Source organism: Streptomyces sp. NPDC001020, assembly GCF_053599115.1.
This window is the reverse complement of the sequence record NZ_JBSFLQ010000045.1, coordinates 16854-32459: the sequence shown is the minus strand read 5'-3', so window position 1 is coordinate 32459 and position 15606 is coordinate 16854. Positions and strand designations below refer to the sequence as shown.

The 15606-nt window shown below is 69.0% G+C and carries 12 protein-coding genes; 8 read left to right on the top strand and 4 right to left on the bottom strand.

The features are described 5' to 3' along the window. The first annotated feature begins 54 nt into the window (after positions 1–54). The 6 genes from ruvB to ACWDEX_RS31600 all read left to right on the top strand — a co-directional run bounded on the left by ruvB (position 55) and on the right by ACWDEX_RS31600 (position 8102). Positions 55–1149, top strand: a complete 1095-nt coding sequence (gene ruvB, locus ACWDEX_RS31625; RefSeq protein ID WP_450467900.1) for a Holliday junction branch migration DNA helicase RuvB — start codon at positions 55–57, stop codon at positions 1147–1149. Positions 1150–1312: 163 nt separating this feature from the next. Next, positions 1313–1780: a preprotein translocase subunit YajC gene (gene yajC, locus ACWDEX_RS31620; RefSeq protein WP_450467899.1), complete on the top strand. Its 468-nt coding sequence runs from the start codon at positions 1313–1315 to the stop codon at positions 1778–1780. 137 nt (positions 1781–1917) lie between these two features. After that, positions 1918–3696, top strand: coding sequence for a protein translocase subunit SecD (gene secD, locus ACWDEX_RS31615; protein WP_450467898.1), 1779 nt, complete (start codon positions 1918–1920; stop codon positions 3694–3696). A gap of 3 nt (positions 3697–3699) precedes the next feature. Continuing rightward, entirely contained in the window at positions 3700–4818 is a 1119-nt protein-coding gene (secF, locus tag ACWDEX_RS31610; RefSeq protein ID WP_450467897.1) for a protein translocase subunit SecF, read from the top strand. Continuing rightward, positions 4815–5354 (top strand): adenine phosphoribosyltransferase, encoded by a 540-nt coding sequence (locus tag ACWDEX_RS31605; protein ID WP_450467896.1) that lies wholly within the window; start codon positions 4815–4817, stop codon positions 5352–5354. The genes secF and ACWDEX_RS31605 overlap by 4 nt, the downstream gene beginning before the upstream one ends. Before the next feature lie 204 nt (positions 5355–5558). After that, a complete protein-coding gene (locus tag ACWDEX_RS31600; RefSeq protein WP_450467895.1) occupies positions 5559–8102 on the top strand; it encodes a RelA/SpoT family protein in 2544 nt (847 codons plus the stop codon). 94 nt (positions 8103–8196) lie between these two features. On the opposite strand, the gene ACWDEX_RS31595 is transcribed toward ACWDEX_RS31600, so the two are convergent. Beyond that, a complete protein-coding gene (locus ACWDEX_RS31595) occupies positions 8197–9426 on the bottom strand; it encodes a DUF349 domain-containing protein (RefSeq protein WP_450467894.1) in 1230 nt (409 codons plus the stop codon). 132 nt (positions 9427–9558) lie between these two features. Beyond that, complete coding sequence (locus tag ACWDEX_RS31590; RefSeq protein ID WP_450467893.1) at positions 9559–10380, bottom strand: peptidylprolyl isomerase; 822 nt, start codon at positions 10378–10380, stop codon at positions 9559–9561. Positions 10381–10547: 167 nt separating this feature from the next. Here ACWDEX_RS31590 and ACWDEX_RS31585 point away from each other — a divergent pair, with 167 nt between their 5' ends. Both ACWDEX_RS31585 and hisS read left to right on the top strand, forming a co-directional pair. Continuing rightward, entirely contained in the window at positions 10548–11255 is a 708-nt protein-coding gene (locus tag ACWDEX_RS31585) for an MBL fold metallo-hydrolase (protein WP_450467892.1), read from the top strand. 13 nt (positions 11256–11268) lie between these two features. After that, a complete protein-coding gene (gene hisS / locus ACWDEX_RS31580) occupies positions 11269–12531 on the top strand; it encodes a histidine--tRNA ligase (RefSeq protein WP_450467891.1) in 1263 nt (420 codons plus the stop codon). Positions 12532–12643: 112 nt separating this feature from the next. Here hisS and ACWDEX_RS31575 read toward each other — a convergent pair whose 3' ends face one another. After that, positions 12644–13567, bottom strand: a complete 924-nt coding sequence (locus tag ACWDEX_RS31575) for a hypothetical protein (RefSeq protein ID WP_450467890.1) — start codon at positions 13565–13567, stop codon at positions 12644–12646. Beyond that, a complete protein-coding gene (locus ACWDEX_RS31570; RefSeq protein WP_450467889.1) occupies positions 13564–14979 on the bottom strand; it encodes a phenylacetate--CoA ligase family protein in 1416 nt (471 codons plus the stop codon). The genes ACWDEX_RS31575 and ACWDEX_RS31570 overlap by 4 nt, the downstream gene beginning before the upstream one ends. Positions 14980–15606: the final 627 nt, after the last annotated feature.

Below are 15606 nucleotides of genomic sequence, written 5' to 3'. Positions count from 1 at the left end.
TCCCACCGGGGCCCCTCGTAGACCGAACCCACCGCGACCCCTGAGGCACACGCAATGAACTGGGACGATACCGCCGACACCGCCGCCTCCGATCGGCTCGCCGATCCCACGGCGGAGCGGCTGGTCGGCTCTGCCGCCGACCGTGAGGATCAGGCCGTCGAGGCCGCCCTGCGTCCCAAGGACCTGGACGAGTTCATCGGCCAGGAGAAGGTCCGTGAGCAGCTCGACCTTGTGCTGCGCGCGGCTCGGGCGCGCGGCGCCACGGCCGATCACGTGCTGCTGTCCGGCGCCCCCGGGCTCGGCAAGACCACTCTTTCGATGATCATCGCCGCCGAGATGGGCGCCCCCATCCGCATCACCAGCGGCCCGGCCATCCAGCACGCGGGCGACCTCGCGGCGATCCTCTCCTCCCTCCAGGAGGGCGAGGTCCTCTTCCTGGACGAGATCCACCGCATGTCCCGGCCCGCCGAGGAGATGCTCTACATGGCGATGGAGGACTTCCGCGTCGATGTCATCGTCGGCAAGGGCCCCGGCGCCACCGCCATTCCCCTCGAACTGCCGCCGTTCACCCTGGTCGGCGCCACCACGCGCGCGGGCCTGCTACCGCCTCCGTTGCGCGACCGCTTCGGCTTCACCGCGCACATGGAGTTCTACGAGCCCGCCGAACTGGAGCGCGTCATCCACCGCTCGGCGCACCTGCTCGATGTCGAGATCGACGCCGCCGGCGCCGCCGAGATCGCCGGCCGCTCCCGGGGCACGCCCCGTATCGCCAACCGGCTGCTGCGCCGAGTACGGGACTACGCACAGGTCAAGGCCGACGGCGTGATCACGAAGGACATCGCGGCGGCCGCCCTGTCCGTCTACGAGGTCGACTCCCGCGGTCTCGACCGCCTCGACCGCGCCGTTCTGGAGGCACTGCTCAAGCTCTTCGGCGGCGGCCCCGTCGGTCTGTCCACGCTGGCCGTCGCGGTGGGGGAGGAGCGCGAGACCGTCGAGGAGGTCGCCGAGCCGTTCCTCGTACGGGAGGGACTGCTCGCCCGTACCCCGCGGGGACGCGTGGGGACCCCGGCCGCCTGGACCCACCTCGGTCTCACCGCGCCACGCGGGGCGAACGGGGGAAACGGACAAGAGAACCTGTTCGGGGCGTGACGGCGCGGGACTCGCATGGTCAGGAACCTGGGTGCCATGCTGAGCGTTGTTCCTTGCGTGCGGACTCGCTTAGACTCCGCCGATGCCGCCCTTGTGGGCGGCGCCGCCCACCCCCATCCACCAGGCCGCCGATCGGGCGGTCGTGCTAAGGAAATTCCGTCCCGTGAATATCATGACCCTCCTCCCGTTCATCGTGATCATCGGGGCCATGTTCCTGATGACCCGCTCGGCCAAGAAGAAGCAGCAGCAGGCCGTGCAGATGCGCAATGAGATGCAGCCTGGCAGCGGCGTTCGCACCATCGGGGGCATGTACGCGACGGTCAAGGAGGTCAATGACGACACGGTCCTCCTTGACGCGGGCCCCGGCGTTGAGCTGCTCTTCGCGAAGAACTCGATCGGCGCCGTTCTCACCGACGACGAGTACAACCGCATCGTTCACGGCATCGAGCACGACCTGAAGGCCGACGGCACCGTGGTGCCGGACGACGTGTCCTCCCTCACCGAGAGCGACGAGCCTGCCGACGCTGCTTCTGGTGACAACACCGTCGACCTGGGTAAGAAGGACGCGGACGACGCGAAGGCCGACGCAGCGGAGCCCAAGAAGACCGACGGCGAGTCCGACGCGAAGTAGTCACGCCCCGGGAGCACGGCGCGATCCGCTCGCGCCGAACTCCCGGGACGTGTCGTTCTCGCACCGAGTCCCTACACCATGTCATGGCCGCCCGGCGCCCCCTAGGCGCCGGGCGGCTCGAGAGGGAGTACGAGAAGGTGGCAGCACCGAAGAAGGGCCGGAGCGCGGGCGCTCAGGGCAAGCCGGGGCGCTCGCTGGCCCTCATCCTGATCGCCATCGTGGCGCTCACCGGAGGAATGTTCGCCTCCGGGCATACCACCCCGCGTCTCGGCATCGACCTCGCCGGTGGCACGAGCATCACGCTCAAGGCGAAGAGCGGCCAGGAATCGGCGATCAACAAGACGAACCTGGACACCGCGGTCGACATCATGGAGCGCCGCGTCAACGGTCTGGGCGTCTCCGAGGCGGAGGTCCAGACCCAGGGCGATCGCAACATCATCGTCAACATTCCCAAGGGCACGAACTCCCAGCAGGCCCGGGAACAGGTCGGCACCACGGCCAAGCTGTACTTCCGCCCCGTCCTGGCCACCGAGGTCGCCACTCCGCCCACCTCGGCCAACCCGACGCCGAGCGCCTCCGGCAGTCCCGCGAACAAGCCCACCGGCACCGCGTCCCCGTCCAGCTCCGCGACGTCCTCCAGCTCCGGGACCCCGTCGGCCAAGGCCACCTCGCAGGGCCGGGCGGTCACCGACGCGCTGAAGGCCGACAGCACGGCCTCGCCGTCCGCGTCGCACTCGGCGTCCTCCTCCCCGAGCGCCAAGGCCTCCACCTCCCCCAGCGCCTCCCCGTCGGCGGGCGGCTCCGACAGCATCAGCAAGCTCCAGGAGCAGTACGCCAAGCTGGACTGCACCAACCCGGCCGTCCGCGCCAAGGCCGGTTTGGGCGCCAAGCCCACCGAGCCCACCCTGGCCTGCGGCCAGGACGCGCGGAAGCAGTGGCAGAAGTACGTCCTCGGCCCGGCCGAGCTCGCCGGCACGGATGTGAAGAAGTCCCAGGCGGTCTTCGACACCCAGGGCGGCGGCTGGAAGGTCAACATGGACTTCACGTCCGCGGGGACCAAGAAGTTCGCGACGATCACCGGCAAGCTGGCGCAGCAGCAGTCGCCGCAGAACCAGTTCGCCATCGTCCTCGACGGCGAGGTCGTCTCCGACCCGTACGTCCGCCAGGCGCTGACCGGCGGCAGCGCCGAGATCAGCGGCAGCTTCGACCAGACCGAGGCGAAGAACCTGGCGAACGTCCTGTCGTACGGCGCGCTCCCGCTCTCCTTCGAGGAGCAGAGCGTCACCACCGTCACCGCCGCACTCGGCGGCGAGCAGCTGAACGCCGGTCTGATCGCCGGCGCGATCGGCCTCGCCCTGGTCATCATCTACCTGGTGGTCTACTACCGGGGTCTGTCGCTGATCGCGATCGCCTCGCTGCTGGTCTCCGCCGCCCTGACCTACGTGATCATGTCCCTGCTCGGCCCGACCATCGGCTTCGCGCTGAACCTGCCGGCGGTCTGCGGCGCCATCGTCGCGATCGGCATCACGGCGGACTCGTTCATCGTGTTCTTCGAACGTATAAGGGACGAGATCCGCGAAGGCCGCTCGCTGCGGCCTTCCGTCGAGCGGGCCTGGCCGCGTGCCCGGCGCACCATCCTGGTCTCCGACTTCGTGTCGTTCCTGGCCGCCGCGGTGCTGTTCGTCGTCACGGTCGGCAAGGTCCAGGGCTTCGCGTTCACCCTCGGTCTGACCACGGTCTTCGACGTGGTGGTCGTCTTCCTGTTCACCAAGCCGCTGATGACGATCCTCGCCCGCCGGAAGTTCTTCGCGCAGGGCCACAGCTGGTCCGGCCTCGACCCCAAGCGCCTCGGTGCCAAGCCGCCCCTGCGGCGCACCCGTCGTCCCTCCGCCCCCGTCGACCCGAAGGAGGCGTGAGAGATGTCGAAGCTCGGCAACCTCGGCGCCAGGCTCCACCGAGGCGAAATCGGTTACGACTTCGTCCGTAACCGCAAGATCTGGTACGGAATCTCGATCCTGATCACCATCACGGCCATTCTCGGCCTGACGGTGCGGGGCCTGAACATGGGTATCGAGTTCCAGGGCGGTGCCGTCTTCACCACCCCGAAGACCAGCGTCTCCGTGGCGCAGGCCGAGGAGTACGCCCAGGACTCCTCCGGTCACGAGGCGGTCGTACAGAAGCTCGGCACGGGCGGTCTGCGCATCCAGATCGCCGGGATCGACACCTCCAAGTCCGACCACATCAAGGCGGACCTCGCCAAGGACCTGAAGGTCGACTCGGAGAAGATCAACGCCGACCTGGTGGGCCCCAGCTGGGGCGAGCAGATCGCCAACAAGGCCTGGCAGGGTCTGGCGATCTTCATGGTGCTCGTGGTGATCTACCTGGCGATCGCCTTCGAGTGGCGCATGGCCGTCGCGGCCCTGGTCGCGCTGATCCACGACATCACCATCACGGTCGGCGTCTACGCCCTCGTCGGCTTCGAGGTGACGCCCGGTACGGTCATCGGTCTGCTGACGATCCTCGGTTACTCGCTGTACGACACGGTCGTCGTGTTCGACAGCCTCAAGGAATCGACGAAGGACCTCACCAAGCAGACCCGCTGGACCTACAGCGATGTCGCCAACCGTTCGATCAACGCCACGCTGGTCCGTTCGATCAACACCACCGTGGTGGCGCTGCTGCCGGTCGCCGGCCTGCTGTTCATCGGCGGCGGCGTCCTCGGCGCCGGCACGCTCAACGACATCTCGCTGTCGCTGTTCGTCGGACTCGCGGCCGGCGCCTACTCGTCGATCTTCATCGCCACGCCGCTCGTCGCCGACCTCAAGGAGCGCGAGACGCAGATGAAGGCCCTCAAGAAGCGCGTTCTCGCCAAGCGCGCCCAGGCCGCGGCCGGGGAAGAGCTGGTCGAGGCGCGGACCGCCGGCGGTCCGCTCATCGGCGACGAGCCGCAGGACGATGCACCTGCGGTCGTCGGCCAGCGCAACCAGCCCGCCGCCCGCAATCGTGGGCGCGGCCGACCCTCAGGAAAGCGTCGATGACCGACATAAAGGAACTCCTGCTCAGCCGCATTCGTGACGTGGCCGACTACCCGGAGCCGGGCGTGATGTTCAAGGACATCACCCCGCTGCTGGCAGACCCGGCGGCGTTCACCGCGCTCACGGACACGCTGGCGCAGCTGGTCGTGGAGCATGGTGCGACGAAGATCGTCGGCCTGGAGGCCCGTGGTTTCATTCTCGGCGCCCCGGTCGCCGTCCGCGCCGGCGTGGGCTTCGTCCCCGTACGCAAGGCGGGCAAGCTCCCCGGAGCCACCCTCAGCCAGGCGTACGACCTGGAGTACGGTTCGGCCGAGATCGAGGTGCACGCCGAGGACCTGTCCAGCACCGACCGCGTGATGGTGATCGACGATGTGCTCGCCACCGGCGGCACCGCCGAGGCCTCCGTCCAGCTCATTCGTCGCGCGGGCGCTCAGGTCGCGGGTGTGGCCGTGCTGATGGAGCTGGGCTTCCTCGGTGGGCGTGGCCGTCTGGAGCCCGCCCTGGACGGCGCTCCGCTGAAGTCGCTGCTGCAGGTCTGAGACCCTGGCGGCACACCCCCGCGCACGCCTGGGGAAAGCCGCAGGACGCCGCGAGGCGGGCCCGGAGGAATCCGGCGCCCGCCTCAGACGTTTCACCAGTGGAAGGCCGTCTCCACGGCCTGGGGGCGAGCCCGGAGCCCGGGATCGCTACCATAGGGTCTCCGGAGCCTGACCGGGGACCCGGATCGCGCATGAGGAGCCCTCTTGCCAGACGAGGCCCAGCCACTGTCTCCCAGAGCCGAACGCCTGGGGACGCCCACAGCCGCCAAGCCCGACCCGGGGCCCAAAGCGGCGGGCACGCCCGCGCGCAGCGCGAAGAACGCACCGCACGGGCCGGTCGAGCGCGCCCAGTCCACGTCGGGCGAGCAGACGGCCGAGCCGTCGCGCCCCAAGGCGGCCCCTGCCGAGCGCTCCCTGGCGGTCCGCCCGACTCCGGCCGCACCCGCCCGCGCCGGTTCCTCCAACCGTGTTCGCGCCCGCCTCGCCCGCCTCGGCGTGCAGCGCGCCAACCCGTACAACCCGGTGCTGGAGCCGCTGTTGCGCATAGTGCGCGGCAACGACCCGAAGATCGACGCGGCGACGCTCCGTCAGGTAGAGCGCGCCTACCAGGTGGCCGAACGCTGGCACCGCGGCCAGAAGCGCAAGAGCGGCGACCCGTACATCACCCACCCGCTCGCGGTCACCACGATCCTCGCCGAGCTGGGCATGGACCCGGCCACCCTGATGGCGGGCCTGCTGCACGACACCGTCGAGGACACCGAGTACGGCCTCGACCAGTTGCGCCGCGACTTCGGCGACACCGTCGCCCTGCTCGTCGACGGTGTCACCAAGCTGGACAAGGTCAAGTTCGGTGAGGCAGCGCAGGCAGAGACCGTGCGCAAGATGGTCATCGCCATGGCCAAGGACCCGCGCGTCCTGGTGATCAAGCTCGCCGACCGCCTGCACAACATGCGCACCATGCGCTACCTCAAGCGCGAGAAGCAGGAGAAGAAGGCGCGCGAGACCCTGGAGATCTACGCGCCGCTCGCCCACCGGCTGGGCATGAACACCATCAAGTGGGAACTGGAGGACCTCGCCTTCGCGATCCTCTACCCCAAGATGTACGACGAGATCGTCCGCCTGGTCGCCGAGCGTGCCCCCAAACGCGACGAGTACCTCGCCATAGTGACCGACGAGGTCCAGGCCGACCTGCGTGCCGCCCGCATCAAGGCGACCGTCACCGGCCGCCCGAAGCACTACTACAGCGTCTACCAGAAGATGATCGTCCGCGGTCGCGACTTCGCGGAGATCTACGACCTGGTCGGCATCCGCGTCCTCGTCGACACGGTCCGCGACTGCTACGCGGCACTGGGCACGGTCCACGCCCGCTGGAACCCGGTTCCGGGGCGGTTCAAGGACTACATCGCGATGCCCAAGTTCAACATGTACCAGTCGCTGCACACGACGGTGATCGGTCCCAACGGCAAGCCCGTCGAACTTCAGATCCGTACGTTCGACATGCACCGTCGCGCCGAGTACGGCATCGCCGCGCACTGGAAGTACAAGCAGGAGGCCGTCGCGGGTGCCTCCAAGGTCCGTACGGACGCGCCCCGTTCGACGGCCAAGGACAAGGACGCCGTCAACGACATGGCGTGGCTGCGCCAGTTGCTCGACTGGCAGAAGGAGACCGAGGACCCGGGCGAGTTCCTGGAGTCCCTGCGCTTCGACCTGTCCCGCAACGAGGTCTTCGTCTTCACGCCGAAGGGCGACGTCATAGCGCTGCCGGCCGGCGCCACGCCGGTGGACTTCGCGTACGCGGTCCACACGGAGGTCGGCCACCGGACGATAGGGGCCAGGGTCAACGGCCGCCTGGTCCCGCTGGAATCCACCCTGGACAACGGCGACCTGGTGGAGGTCTTCACCTCCAAGGCGCCTGGCGCGGGCCCCTCCCGCGACTGGCTCGGCTTCGTGAAGTCGCCGCGCGCCCGCAACAAGATCCGGGCCTGGTTCTCCAAGGAGCGGCGCGACGAAGCGATCGAGCAGGGCAAGGACTCCATCGCGCGGGCCATGCGCAAGCAGAACCTGCCGATCCAGCGCATCCTCACCGGTGACTCGCTCGTGACGTTGGCCCACGAGATGCGCTACCCGGACATCTCGTCGCTGTACGCGGCGATCGGCGAGGGCCATGTCGTCGCGCAGAACGTCGTGCAGAAGCTGGTGCAGGCGCTCGGTGGCGAGGAGGCCGCCACCGAGGAGATCGACGAGGCCGTTCCGCCGTCACGCGGGCGTGGCCGCAAGCGCCGCCGGGAGGACCCCGGCGTGGTCGTCAAGGGCGTCGACGACGTCTGGGTCAAACTGGCCCGCTGTTGTACGCCCGTTCCCGGCGACCGCATCATCGGCTTCGTCACGCGCGGCAGCGGTGTCTCGGTTCACCGCAGCGACTGCGTCAACGTGGAGTCGCTGTCGCGCGAGCCGGAACGCATCCTCGAGGTGGAGTGGGCCCCGACGCAGTCGTCGGTCTTCCTGGTGGCGATCCAGGTGGAGGCGCTGGACCGGTCGCGACTTCTCTCGGACGTGACCCGGGTCCTGTCCGACCAGCACGTCAACATCCTCTCGGCCGCGGTCCAGACATCCCGCGACCGGGTGGCAACCTCCCGCTTCACCTTCGAGATGGGCGACCCGAAACACCTGGGCCACGTCCTGAAGGCGGTCCGGGGCGTCGAGGGCGTGTACGACGTGTACCGCGTGACGTCGGCCCGCAGGCCCTGACCCCCGCCCGTTCCCGAACGAACGCCTACAGAAAAAGGGCTCCCGTACACCGCGTACGGGAGCCCTCTTCGTCGGAGTCGACGGGAGAGGTGTGTCAGCCGCCGAACTCCTGCAGACCCTTCAGTGCCTGGTCCAGGAGCGCCTGACGGCCCTGCAGCTCCTTCTCCAGCTTCTCCGCCTTCGCGGTGTTGCCCGCGGCCCGTGCCTGCTCGATCTGGCCCTGCAACTTGTCCACGGCCGCCTGCAGCTGGCCGGTGAGGCCCGCGGCACGCGCGCGTGCCTCCGGGTTCGTGCGGCGCCACTCCGTTTCCTCGGACTCCTGGATGGCCCGCTCGACCGCGTGCATCCGGCCCTCGACCTTCGGGCGCGCATCACGCGGGACATGGCCGATGGCCTCCCAGCGCTCGTTGATCGAGCGGAAGGCGGACCGCGCGGCCTTCAGATCCGTGATCGGCAGCAGCTTCTCCGCCTCCTCGGCCAGCTCCTCCTTCAGCTTGAGGTTCTCGGCCTGCTCGGCGTCACGCTCCGCGAAGATCGAACTGCGTGCAGCGAAGAACACGTCCTGGGCGCCGCGGAACCGGTTCCACAGGTCGTCCTCGTGCTCGCGCTGGGCGCGGCCCGCGGCCTTCCAGTCGGCCATCAGCTCGCGATAGCGCGCCGCCGTCGGACCCCAGTCCGTCGAGTTCGACAGCGCCTCGGCCTCGGCGACCAGCTTCTCCTTGATCTTGCGGGCGTCCTCGCGCTGCGCGTCCAACTGCGCGAAGTGCGCCTTACGGCGCTTGGAGAACGCCGAGCGGGCGTGCGAGAAGCGGTGCCACAGATCGTCGTCCGACTTGCGGTCCAGACGCGGCAGCCCCTTCCAGGTGTCCACCAGCGCCCGCAGCCGCTCGCCGGCCGACCGCCACTGGTCGGACTGCGCCAACTCCTCCGCCTCCGCGACCAGCGCCTCCTTGGCGTGCCGGGCCTCGTCGGACTGCTTGGCCCGCTGCGCCTTGCGCTCCTCACGGCGCGCCTCGACGGTCTCCACGAGCTTGGCCAAGCGGGTCCGCAGCGCGTCCAGGTCGCCCACCGCGTGGTGCGCGTCGACCTGCCCGCGCAGGTGGTCGATCGCGGTATGGGCGTCCTTCGCCGACAGATCGGTGGTCTGCACTCGCCGCTCGAGGAGGCCGATCTCGACAACCAGGCCCTCGTACTTGCGCTCGAAGTAGGCCAACGCCTCCTCGGGGGAGCCGGCCTGCCAGGAACCGACGACCTGCTCGCCATCGGCTGTCCGCACGTACACGGTCCCCGTCTCGTCGACGCGGCCCCACGGGTCGCTGCTCACAGCGCCTCCTCCACATGATGCCCGTGGGGGTGTGCGCCCCCGGGCATCGTCCACAGTTTCGTCACGGCCAACATAGGCGACCGGCGGGGTGGCTGTCCGCATCCCGCGCGACCGAAGTTTCGCAGTTGGCGGTCAGGATTTCGTCATGGTCGCCTTGTTGATCACCACGGTCGCGTTCGGTGCGCCGTCACCCGCGCCGGTGCTCTCTCCCGCCGCGGCGATTTTCTTCAGCACCTTCAGACCTGCCGCGTCAATGGTCCCGAACGGTGTGTAGTTGGGCGGCAACTGACTGTCCTGGTACACCAGGAAGAACTGGCTGCCGCCGGTGTGCTTCTGCCCGGTGTTCGCCATGGCGACCGTACCCGCCGGGTATACGTTCCCCTTCAGGCTTTTGTCCTTGAGGTTCTCGTCCGGAATGGTGTAGCCGGGACCGCCGTTGCCCATGCCCTTCGGGTCACCGCACTGCAGCACGTAGATGCCGTTGGTGGTGAGCCGGTGGCACTTGGTGTGATCGAAGAAGCCGTGATTCGTCAGGAAGTCGAACGAGTTGACGGTGTGCGGGGCCGCCGCCGTCTTCATCGCGATGCCGATCTCACCGCAGGTGGTCGCCAGCTTCATCGTGTACTTCGCCGACTTGTCGATGGCCATCGCCGGCTCCTTCTTCCAGCTCAGCGGCTTGACCTTGCCGGCGGCGGGCTTCTGGCACGGGTCCGGTGCCTTGCTGGGTGCCGTGGCGCTCGGGGTCACCTCCGCGGCCGCGTTCTCCTTCTTGTCGTCGTTCTTGAAGACGCCTGTCGCAAACGACACCACGCTGCCCACCAGGACCACGCCCAGGACTGACGCGATCACGGAATTACGCATGCGTGCCTTGCGTCGCGCCTCCGTACGCCGCTGCTGCTGCCGCAAGAACTTCTCCCGGGCGAGCTGTCGTCGCCGCTGATCCTGGCTGACCACGGGGTTGTCTCCTCATGCGTCTTGTCCGTCAACCGGTACGCGTGCGTCAGGTGTGCCGTCCGCCTGCGTGTGCCCCGTACCGTATATGGGTTCGCTGAGGAAACGGCAGCGCCGGTAGGCTCTGATCCACAGCCAGCCACTTCCGTACGACACGAAGAAGGACGATCGTGCTGATTGCCGGGTTCCCCGCCGGGGCCTGGGGGACGAATTGTTACCTGGTCGCCCCCGCCGCGGGTGAGGAGTGCGTGATCATCGACCCTGGGCACCAGGCCGCGCAGGGGGTCGAGGACGCGCTGAAGAAGCATCGGCTCAAGCCCGTCGCGGTCGTCCTCACTCATGGCCACATCGATCATGTGGCGTCGGTCGTCCCGGTGTGCGGCGCACACGACGTGCCCGCGTGGATCCACCCCGGCGACCGGTACATGATGACCGACCCGGAAAAGGCGCTCGGGCGTTCCATCGGGATGCCGTTGATGGGCGAGCTGACAGTGGGGGAGCCGGACGACGTCAGGGAGCTGTCCGACGGTACGAAGCTGGAACTGGCCGGTCTGGAGCTGTCCGTCGCGCACGCGCCCGGCCATACCAAGGGGTCGGTGACCTTCCGGCTGCCCGAGACCGCGGACATCCCGTCGGTGTTCTTCTCGGGCGACCTGCTGTTCGCCGGCTCCATCGGACGTACCGACCTGCCCGGCGGTGACATGGCCGAGATGCTCGACTCGCTGGCCCGCGTGTGCCTGCCACTCGACGACTCGACCGTGGTGCTGTCGGGCCACGGCCCCCAGACGACCATCGGCCAGGAGCGCGCCACCAACCCCTATCTGCGGCAGGTGGGCGCCGGCCAGGGAGCCCAGACCGCTCCCCGACGAGGAATGTGACGAGAGACCTTCCGTGAGCACCTTCAAGGCCCCCAAGGGCACCTACGACCTGATCCCGCCCGAGTCCGCCAAGTACCTCGCGGTGCGTGAGGCGATCGCGGGCCCGCTGCGCAATTCCGGCTATGGCTACATCGAGACGCCCGGCTTCGAGAACGTCGAACTGTTCGCACGCGGCGTGGGTGAGTCCACCGACATCGTGACGAAGGAGATGTACGCCTTCGAGACGAAGGGCGGCGACAGGCTCGCCCTGCGGCCCGAGGGCACCGCCTCCGTGCTGCGCGCCGCACTGGAGGCGAACCTGCACAAGGCGGGCAATCTGCCCGTCAAGCTCTGGTACTCGGGGTCGTACTACCGCTACGAGCGCCCGCAGAAGGGCCGCTACAGGCACTTCTCGCAGGTCGGCGCCGAAGCGATCGGCGCGGAGGACGCCGCGCTCGACGCCGAGCTGATCATCCTGGCGGACCAGGCGTACCGCTCGCTGGGTCTGAGGAACTTCCGCATCCTGCTCAACAGCCTGGGTGACAAGGAGTGCCGCCCCGTGTACAGGGCGGCACTGCAGGACTTCCTGCGCGGACTGGAGTTGGACGAGGACACCCGCCGCCGCGCGGAGATCAACCCGCTGCGCGTCCTGGACGACAAGCGCCCGGACGTCCAGAAGCAGCTGGGCGACGCCCCGCTGCTGCGTGACTACCTGTGCGACGCGTGCAAGGCGTACCACGAGGAGGTCCGCGAGCTGATCACCGCCGCGGGCGTGTCCTACGAGGACGACCCGAAGCTGGTCCGTGGCCTGGACTACTACACGCGTACGACCTTCGAGTTCGTCCACGACGGCCTGGGCTCGCAGTCCGCGGTGGGCGGCGGCGGCCGCTATGACGGCCTGTCCGAGATGATCGGCGGCCCGGCACTCCCGTCGGTGGGCTGGGCGCTCGGCGTCGACCGTACGGTCCTCGCTCTCGAGGCGGAGGGCGTCGACCTGGAAATCCCGGCCGCCACCAGCGTGTTCGCGGTCCCGCTCGGCGAGGAGGCCCGCCGCGTGCTGTTCGCCAAGGTCACCGAGCTGCGCAAGGTCGGTGTCGCGGCGGACTTCTCGTACGGTGGAAAGGGCCTTAAGGCGGCGATGAAGGCAGCCAACCGCTCCGGTGCGCGCTACGCGCTCGTCGCCGGCGAACGTGACCTCGCCGAGGGCATCGTCCAGCTCAAGGACATGGAGTCCGGCGAGCAGACGCCGGTCGCCCTGAACGAGATCGTGGCGGAGCTGGAAGCGCGACTCGGCTGACGGAACGGCAGAGCACGGGACCGGCGGCGCGGCTGTCCGGTCCCTGCGTGTCCGTGGGGACAGAGCTGCGGTGGGCTTCAGGCCGGACTTGATCCCCAAGGCCCTCGACGGTTCACAGGCTGGTGCGAGGGCCTGCGGTCTCCAACTCCCCATGGGCCGGCGCGAGCCCCGCGGGCGGCCGGATGTCGGCCATGCGCCGCTCCGGGCCGCTCCGCCGCAGCACGAGGTACCCGACGAACGCGGCCGGGCCGAAGAAGATCTGCGCGGGCACGATCTCCGGAAGGTGTCCGGTGAGGGCCTCGACGGTGATCGGTGTCAGTGTCGGTGCGAGCGCGCCGAACACGGCGACCAGGCAAAGGGCCAGGGTCAGCCCCTGACGTCCGTACGCCTTGTAGGCGACGGTGGTGAAGAGGGCGTAGACCAGAAGATCGCCCATGCCCACGACGGCACCGTACTCGCCGATGCGTATCCCGGCCGACGGTGCGAAGGCGTAGCCCTGTACAGCGCCGAACAGCTTCTGGGTGAGTGGCACGACGGTGGCGAAGAAGAGGTCGTACACGGCGAGCACCAGAGCGAAGCGGGAGACGTGCCGCAGCTTCAGGCCGCCCTGCGCGTTGAGATTGGCGGCGCCGATCGCCATCAGCATGATGACCAGGCTGTTGACCAGCCAGTACGGCGTGGCATGGGTGGGATCGTCCTCGGCGCCGCGCGCGGTGAGCCAGTCGGCGGCCAGTAGACCGACGATGAGTGACCAGCGCACCGGTCCCCGGCGGACGACCGGCCCGTAGCCGACCGCGAGACCGCCGGCCAGGGTCAGCCCCAGCACGGGCGGCAGCAGCCAGCCCGGAAGGGCGAGATAGAGGAAGGGCAGCGCGACCACGAAGCCCATCATGATGACCATGTCGTTGCCGTTGAAGGCGCCGACGGCCGGGCGGGGCAGCGTGGACCGCTGGAAGTAAGCGACCGAGCCGAGCGAGACGCCCAGGGAGACGGCGAGGGTCACGAGGACGAAGAACGCGCTCTGTGCGGCGGTCATGAGGCCCGCCCTGCGGAGGTGAAGCTGTTCTCGACCAGATCGCAGCGGTAGCGCCGCAGCTCACGTCCCTCACCCGGTACGACGTCGACGGTGGCGTCGAGGCCGGCCTCGGCGAAGTGACGTGCGATGTCGCTCGTCTCCGGCACGGATGAGGCGGCCACCTCCAGATGCAGCCTCCCGTCCACCACGTCGGCGCGGTGGCGCACGGGCCAGCACGCGCCGGGCAGCGCGTCGAGGACCTCGAGGACCTCACGCGGGGTCACCGGGCCGTCCTGGGTGCGCAGCACATGGTCCGCCTTTCCGAGGATGAGCGAGGTCGCCGGCACGTTCGCCATCTCGCAGGTGAGCGGCGCGTCGGGCAACTGCCGCACCAGGTCTCGGGTGTCGTAGCGGAAGAGCGGCATGCACTCCCGGTACGGGAAGAAGGGAGTGGCGACGATCGTGCCGAGCGCGCCGGGCGCGGCCGGGGCCCCGGTGTCGAGGTCGCACACCTCCACGAGGCCGATGCCGGCGTCGATGTGAAGGTGCCGTTGGCGGCAGATCGCGCCGGCCACCGGTGTCACCTCGGTCATGCCGTAGCCGTCGTGGATGGGGGCGCCGAAGGTCTTTTCGGCGGCCTCCGCGAGGGCGGGCGAGAGCACTTCGCTGCCGACGTTGATGCGGCGCAGCCGGAAGTCCGCGGGGCCGAGCCCCTGTTCGCGAGCCAGGCGGGTCAACTGTCCCAGATAGCTCGGGTAGGTGACCATCAGGGTCGGCGCCGATGGGCCGGTTCCCGCCATGAGGTCCAGCGTCTCGGCCGGGGGGACCAGGCCCACCATGCGGATCGCCGCCCCTGCCAAGCGGGCGACCTGCATCTCCGCGTACGCCGTGCCGGTCGCCCGGGAGCTGATGTTGAACTGGATCAGGTCGGTGGTGCGGACGGTGCCGCGCAGTACCTGGGAGAGGGCGACGAGCGCGGGCCACAGGCGTTCCTCGTAGCGGGAGTACCAGACCTCGGTGGGACGGCCCGTCGTCCCGGTGGTCCGGGAAGCGAGGAAGGGCTCGCTGCACAGGAAGTCGCGGGCCCGCTCGACCAGGTCGGCCTTGGTGGTGACGGGTACGGCGGTGATGTTCTCGACGGTCAGTGCGGCCGGATCGACTCCCGCTGCCGCGAAGTGGTCGGCGTAGAAGGGCGACTTGGCCGCGAGACGATTCGCGGTACGGCGAAGGGCCTTGTTCGTGAGGTCGGTACGCATCTGCGGGTCTGCGGCGGCGCCGCGCAGCAACTGTTCGACGTCCTCGCCGGGGGAGCCGAACTCGGCAAGTGTCGCCAGCGCGTCATCGACGAGTTTTTCGGCGGAGCGAACATTGATCGGACGGCCGAGCACCATGGCCAGCGCCATCCGGAACTGCCGTATCCCCGCGTCGAACATGGTCCTCCCCGCCCGTTCCGACCCCTCACGTGCCGGGGTGGGCGGCCATGACCGCCCACCCCGTACCTGCGTCAGCTGGGGCAGTTCGAGAACAGCACCGCAGCCAGGGAACCCATGACGTATTTCGTGTGCTTGAGCGTGGAAACGATCGCGGACATCCGAAAACCCCCAGTCTCATTTCTAACTGAGCCCCCACCGGCCAGCGGAGGCACAATGATGCTCAAGGGCACACCATCTACTGTCAAGGGTTTGTCGGGTTATCGACCTTCCGTCGTCAAACATTCAATTGGCTTGTATTCACGGCGAGTTCGGGCAGAGTGAGACGTATTTGTCGCGCTCTCGGCGGCTTGCCCGGGAGGCGAGCGCGACACCTCCTTCGGGCCGCGTAGCCGGGGCAACAGCGGGCGAAGTGCCCTACGGTCTCGTGGACCGTCAACTCCGCGGGCGCCGATTCGCCCTGCCGGATGATTCCCACTTTCGAGCGCCACGCGCGCGTGCCACGCGCCGGGCCCGCCACGCGCGCGTGCCACGCGCCGGGCCCGCCCCGAGCACGGACGTCTCGCCCCGTCCCGCTCGCGGTGGCCCTGGAGGATCTCCACGGTGGTGGTCCTGCCCGCCCCATTGGGT

Coding starts and splice junctions, on each gene's coding strand:
- ruvB (WP_450467900.1), top strand. CDS start 55: ATGAACTGGGACGATACCGCCGACACCGCCGCCTCCGATCGGCTCGCC.
- secF (WP_450467897.1), top strand. CDS start 3,700: ATGTCGAAGCTCGGCAACCTCGGCGCCAGGCTCCACCGAGGCGAAATC.
- ACWDEX_RS31605 (WP_450467896.1), top strand. CDS start 4,815: ATGACCGACATAAAGGAACTCCTGCTCAGCCGCATTCGTGACGTGGCC.
- ACWDEX_RS31575 (WP_450467890.1), bottom strand. CDS start 13,567: ATGACCGCCGCACAGAGCGCGTTCTTCGTCCTCGTGACCCTCGCCGTC.
- ACWDEX_RS31570 (WP_450467889.1), bottom strand. CDS start 14,979: ATGTTCGACGCGGGGATACGGCAGTTCCGGATGGCGCTGGCCATGGTG.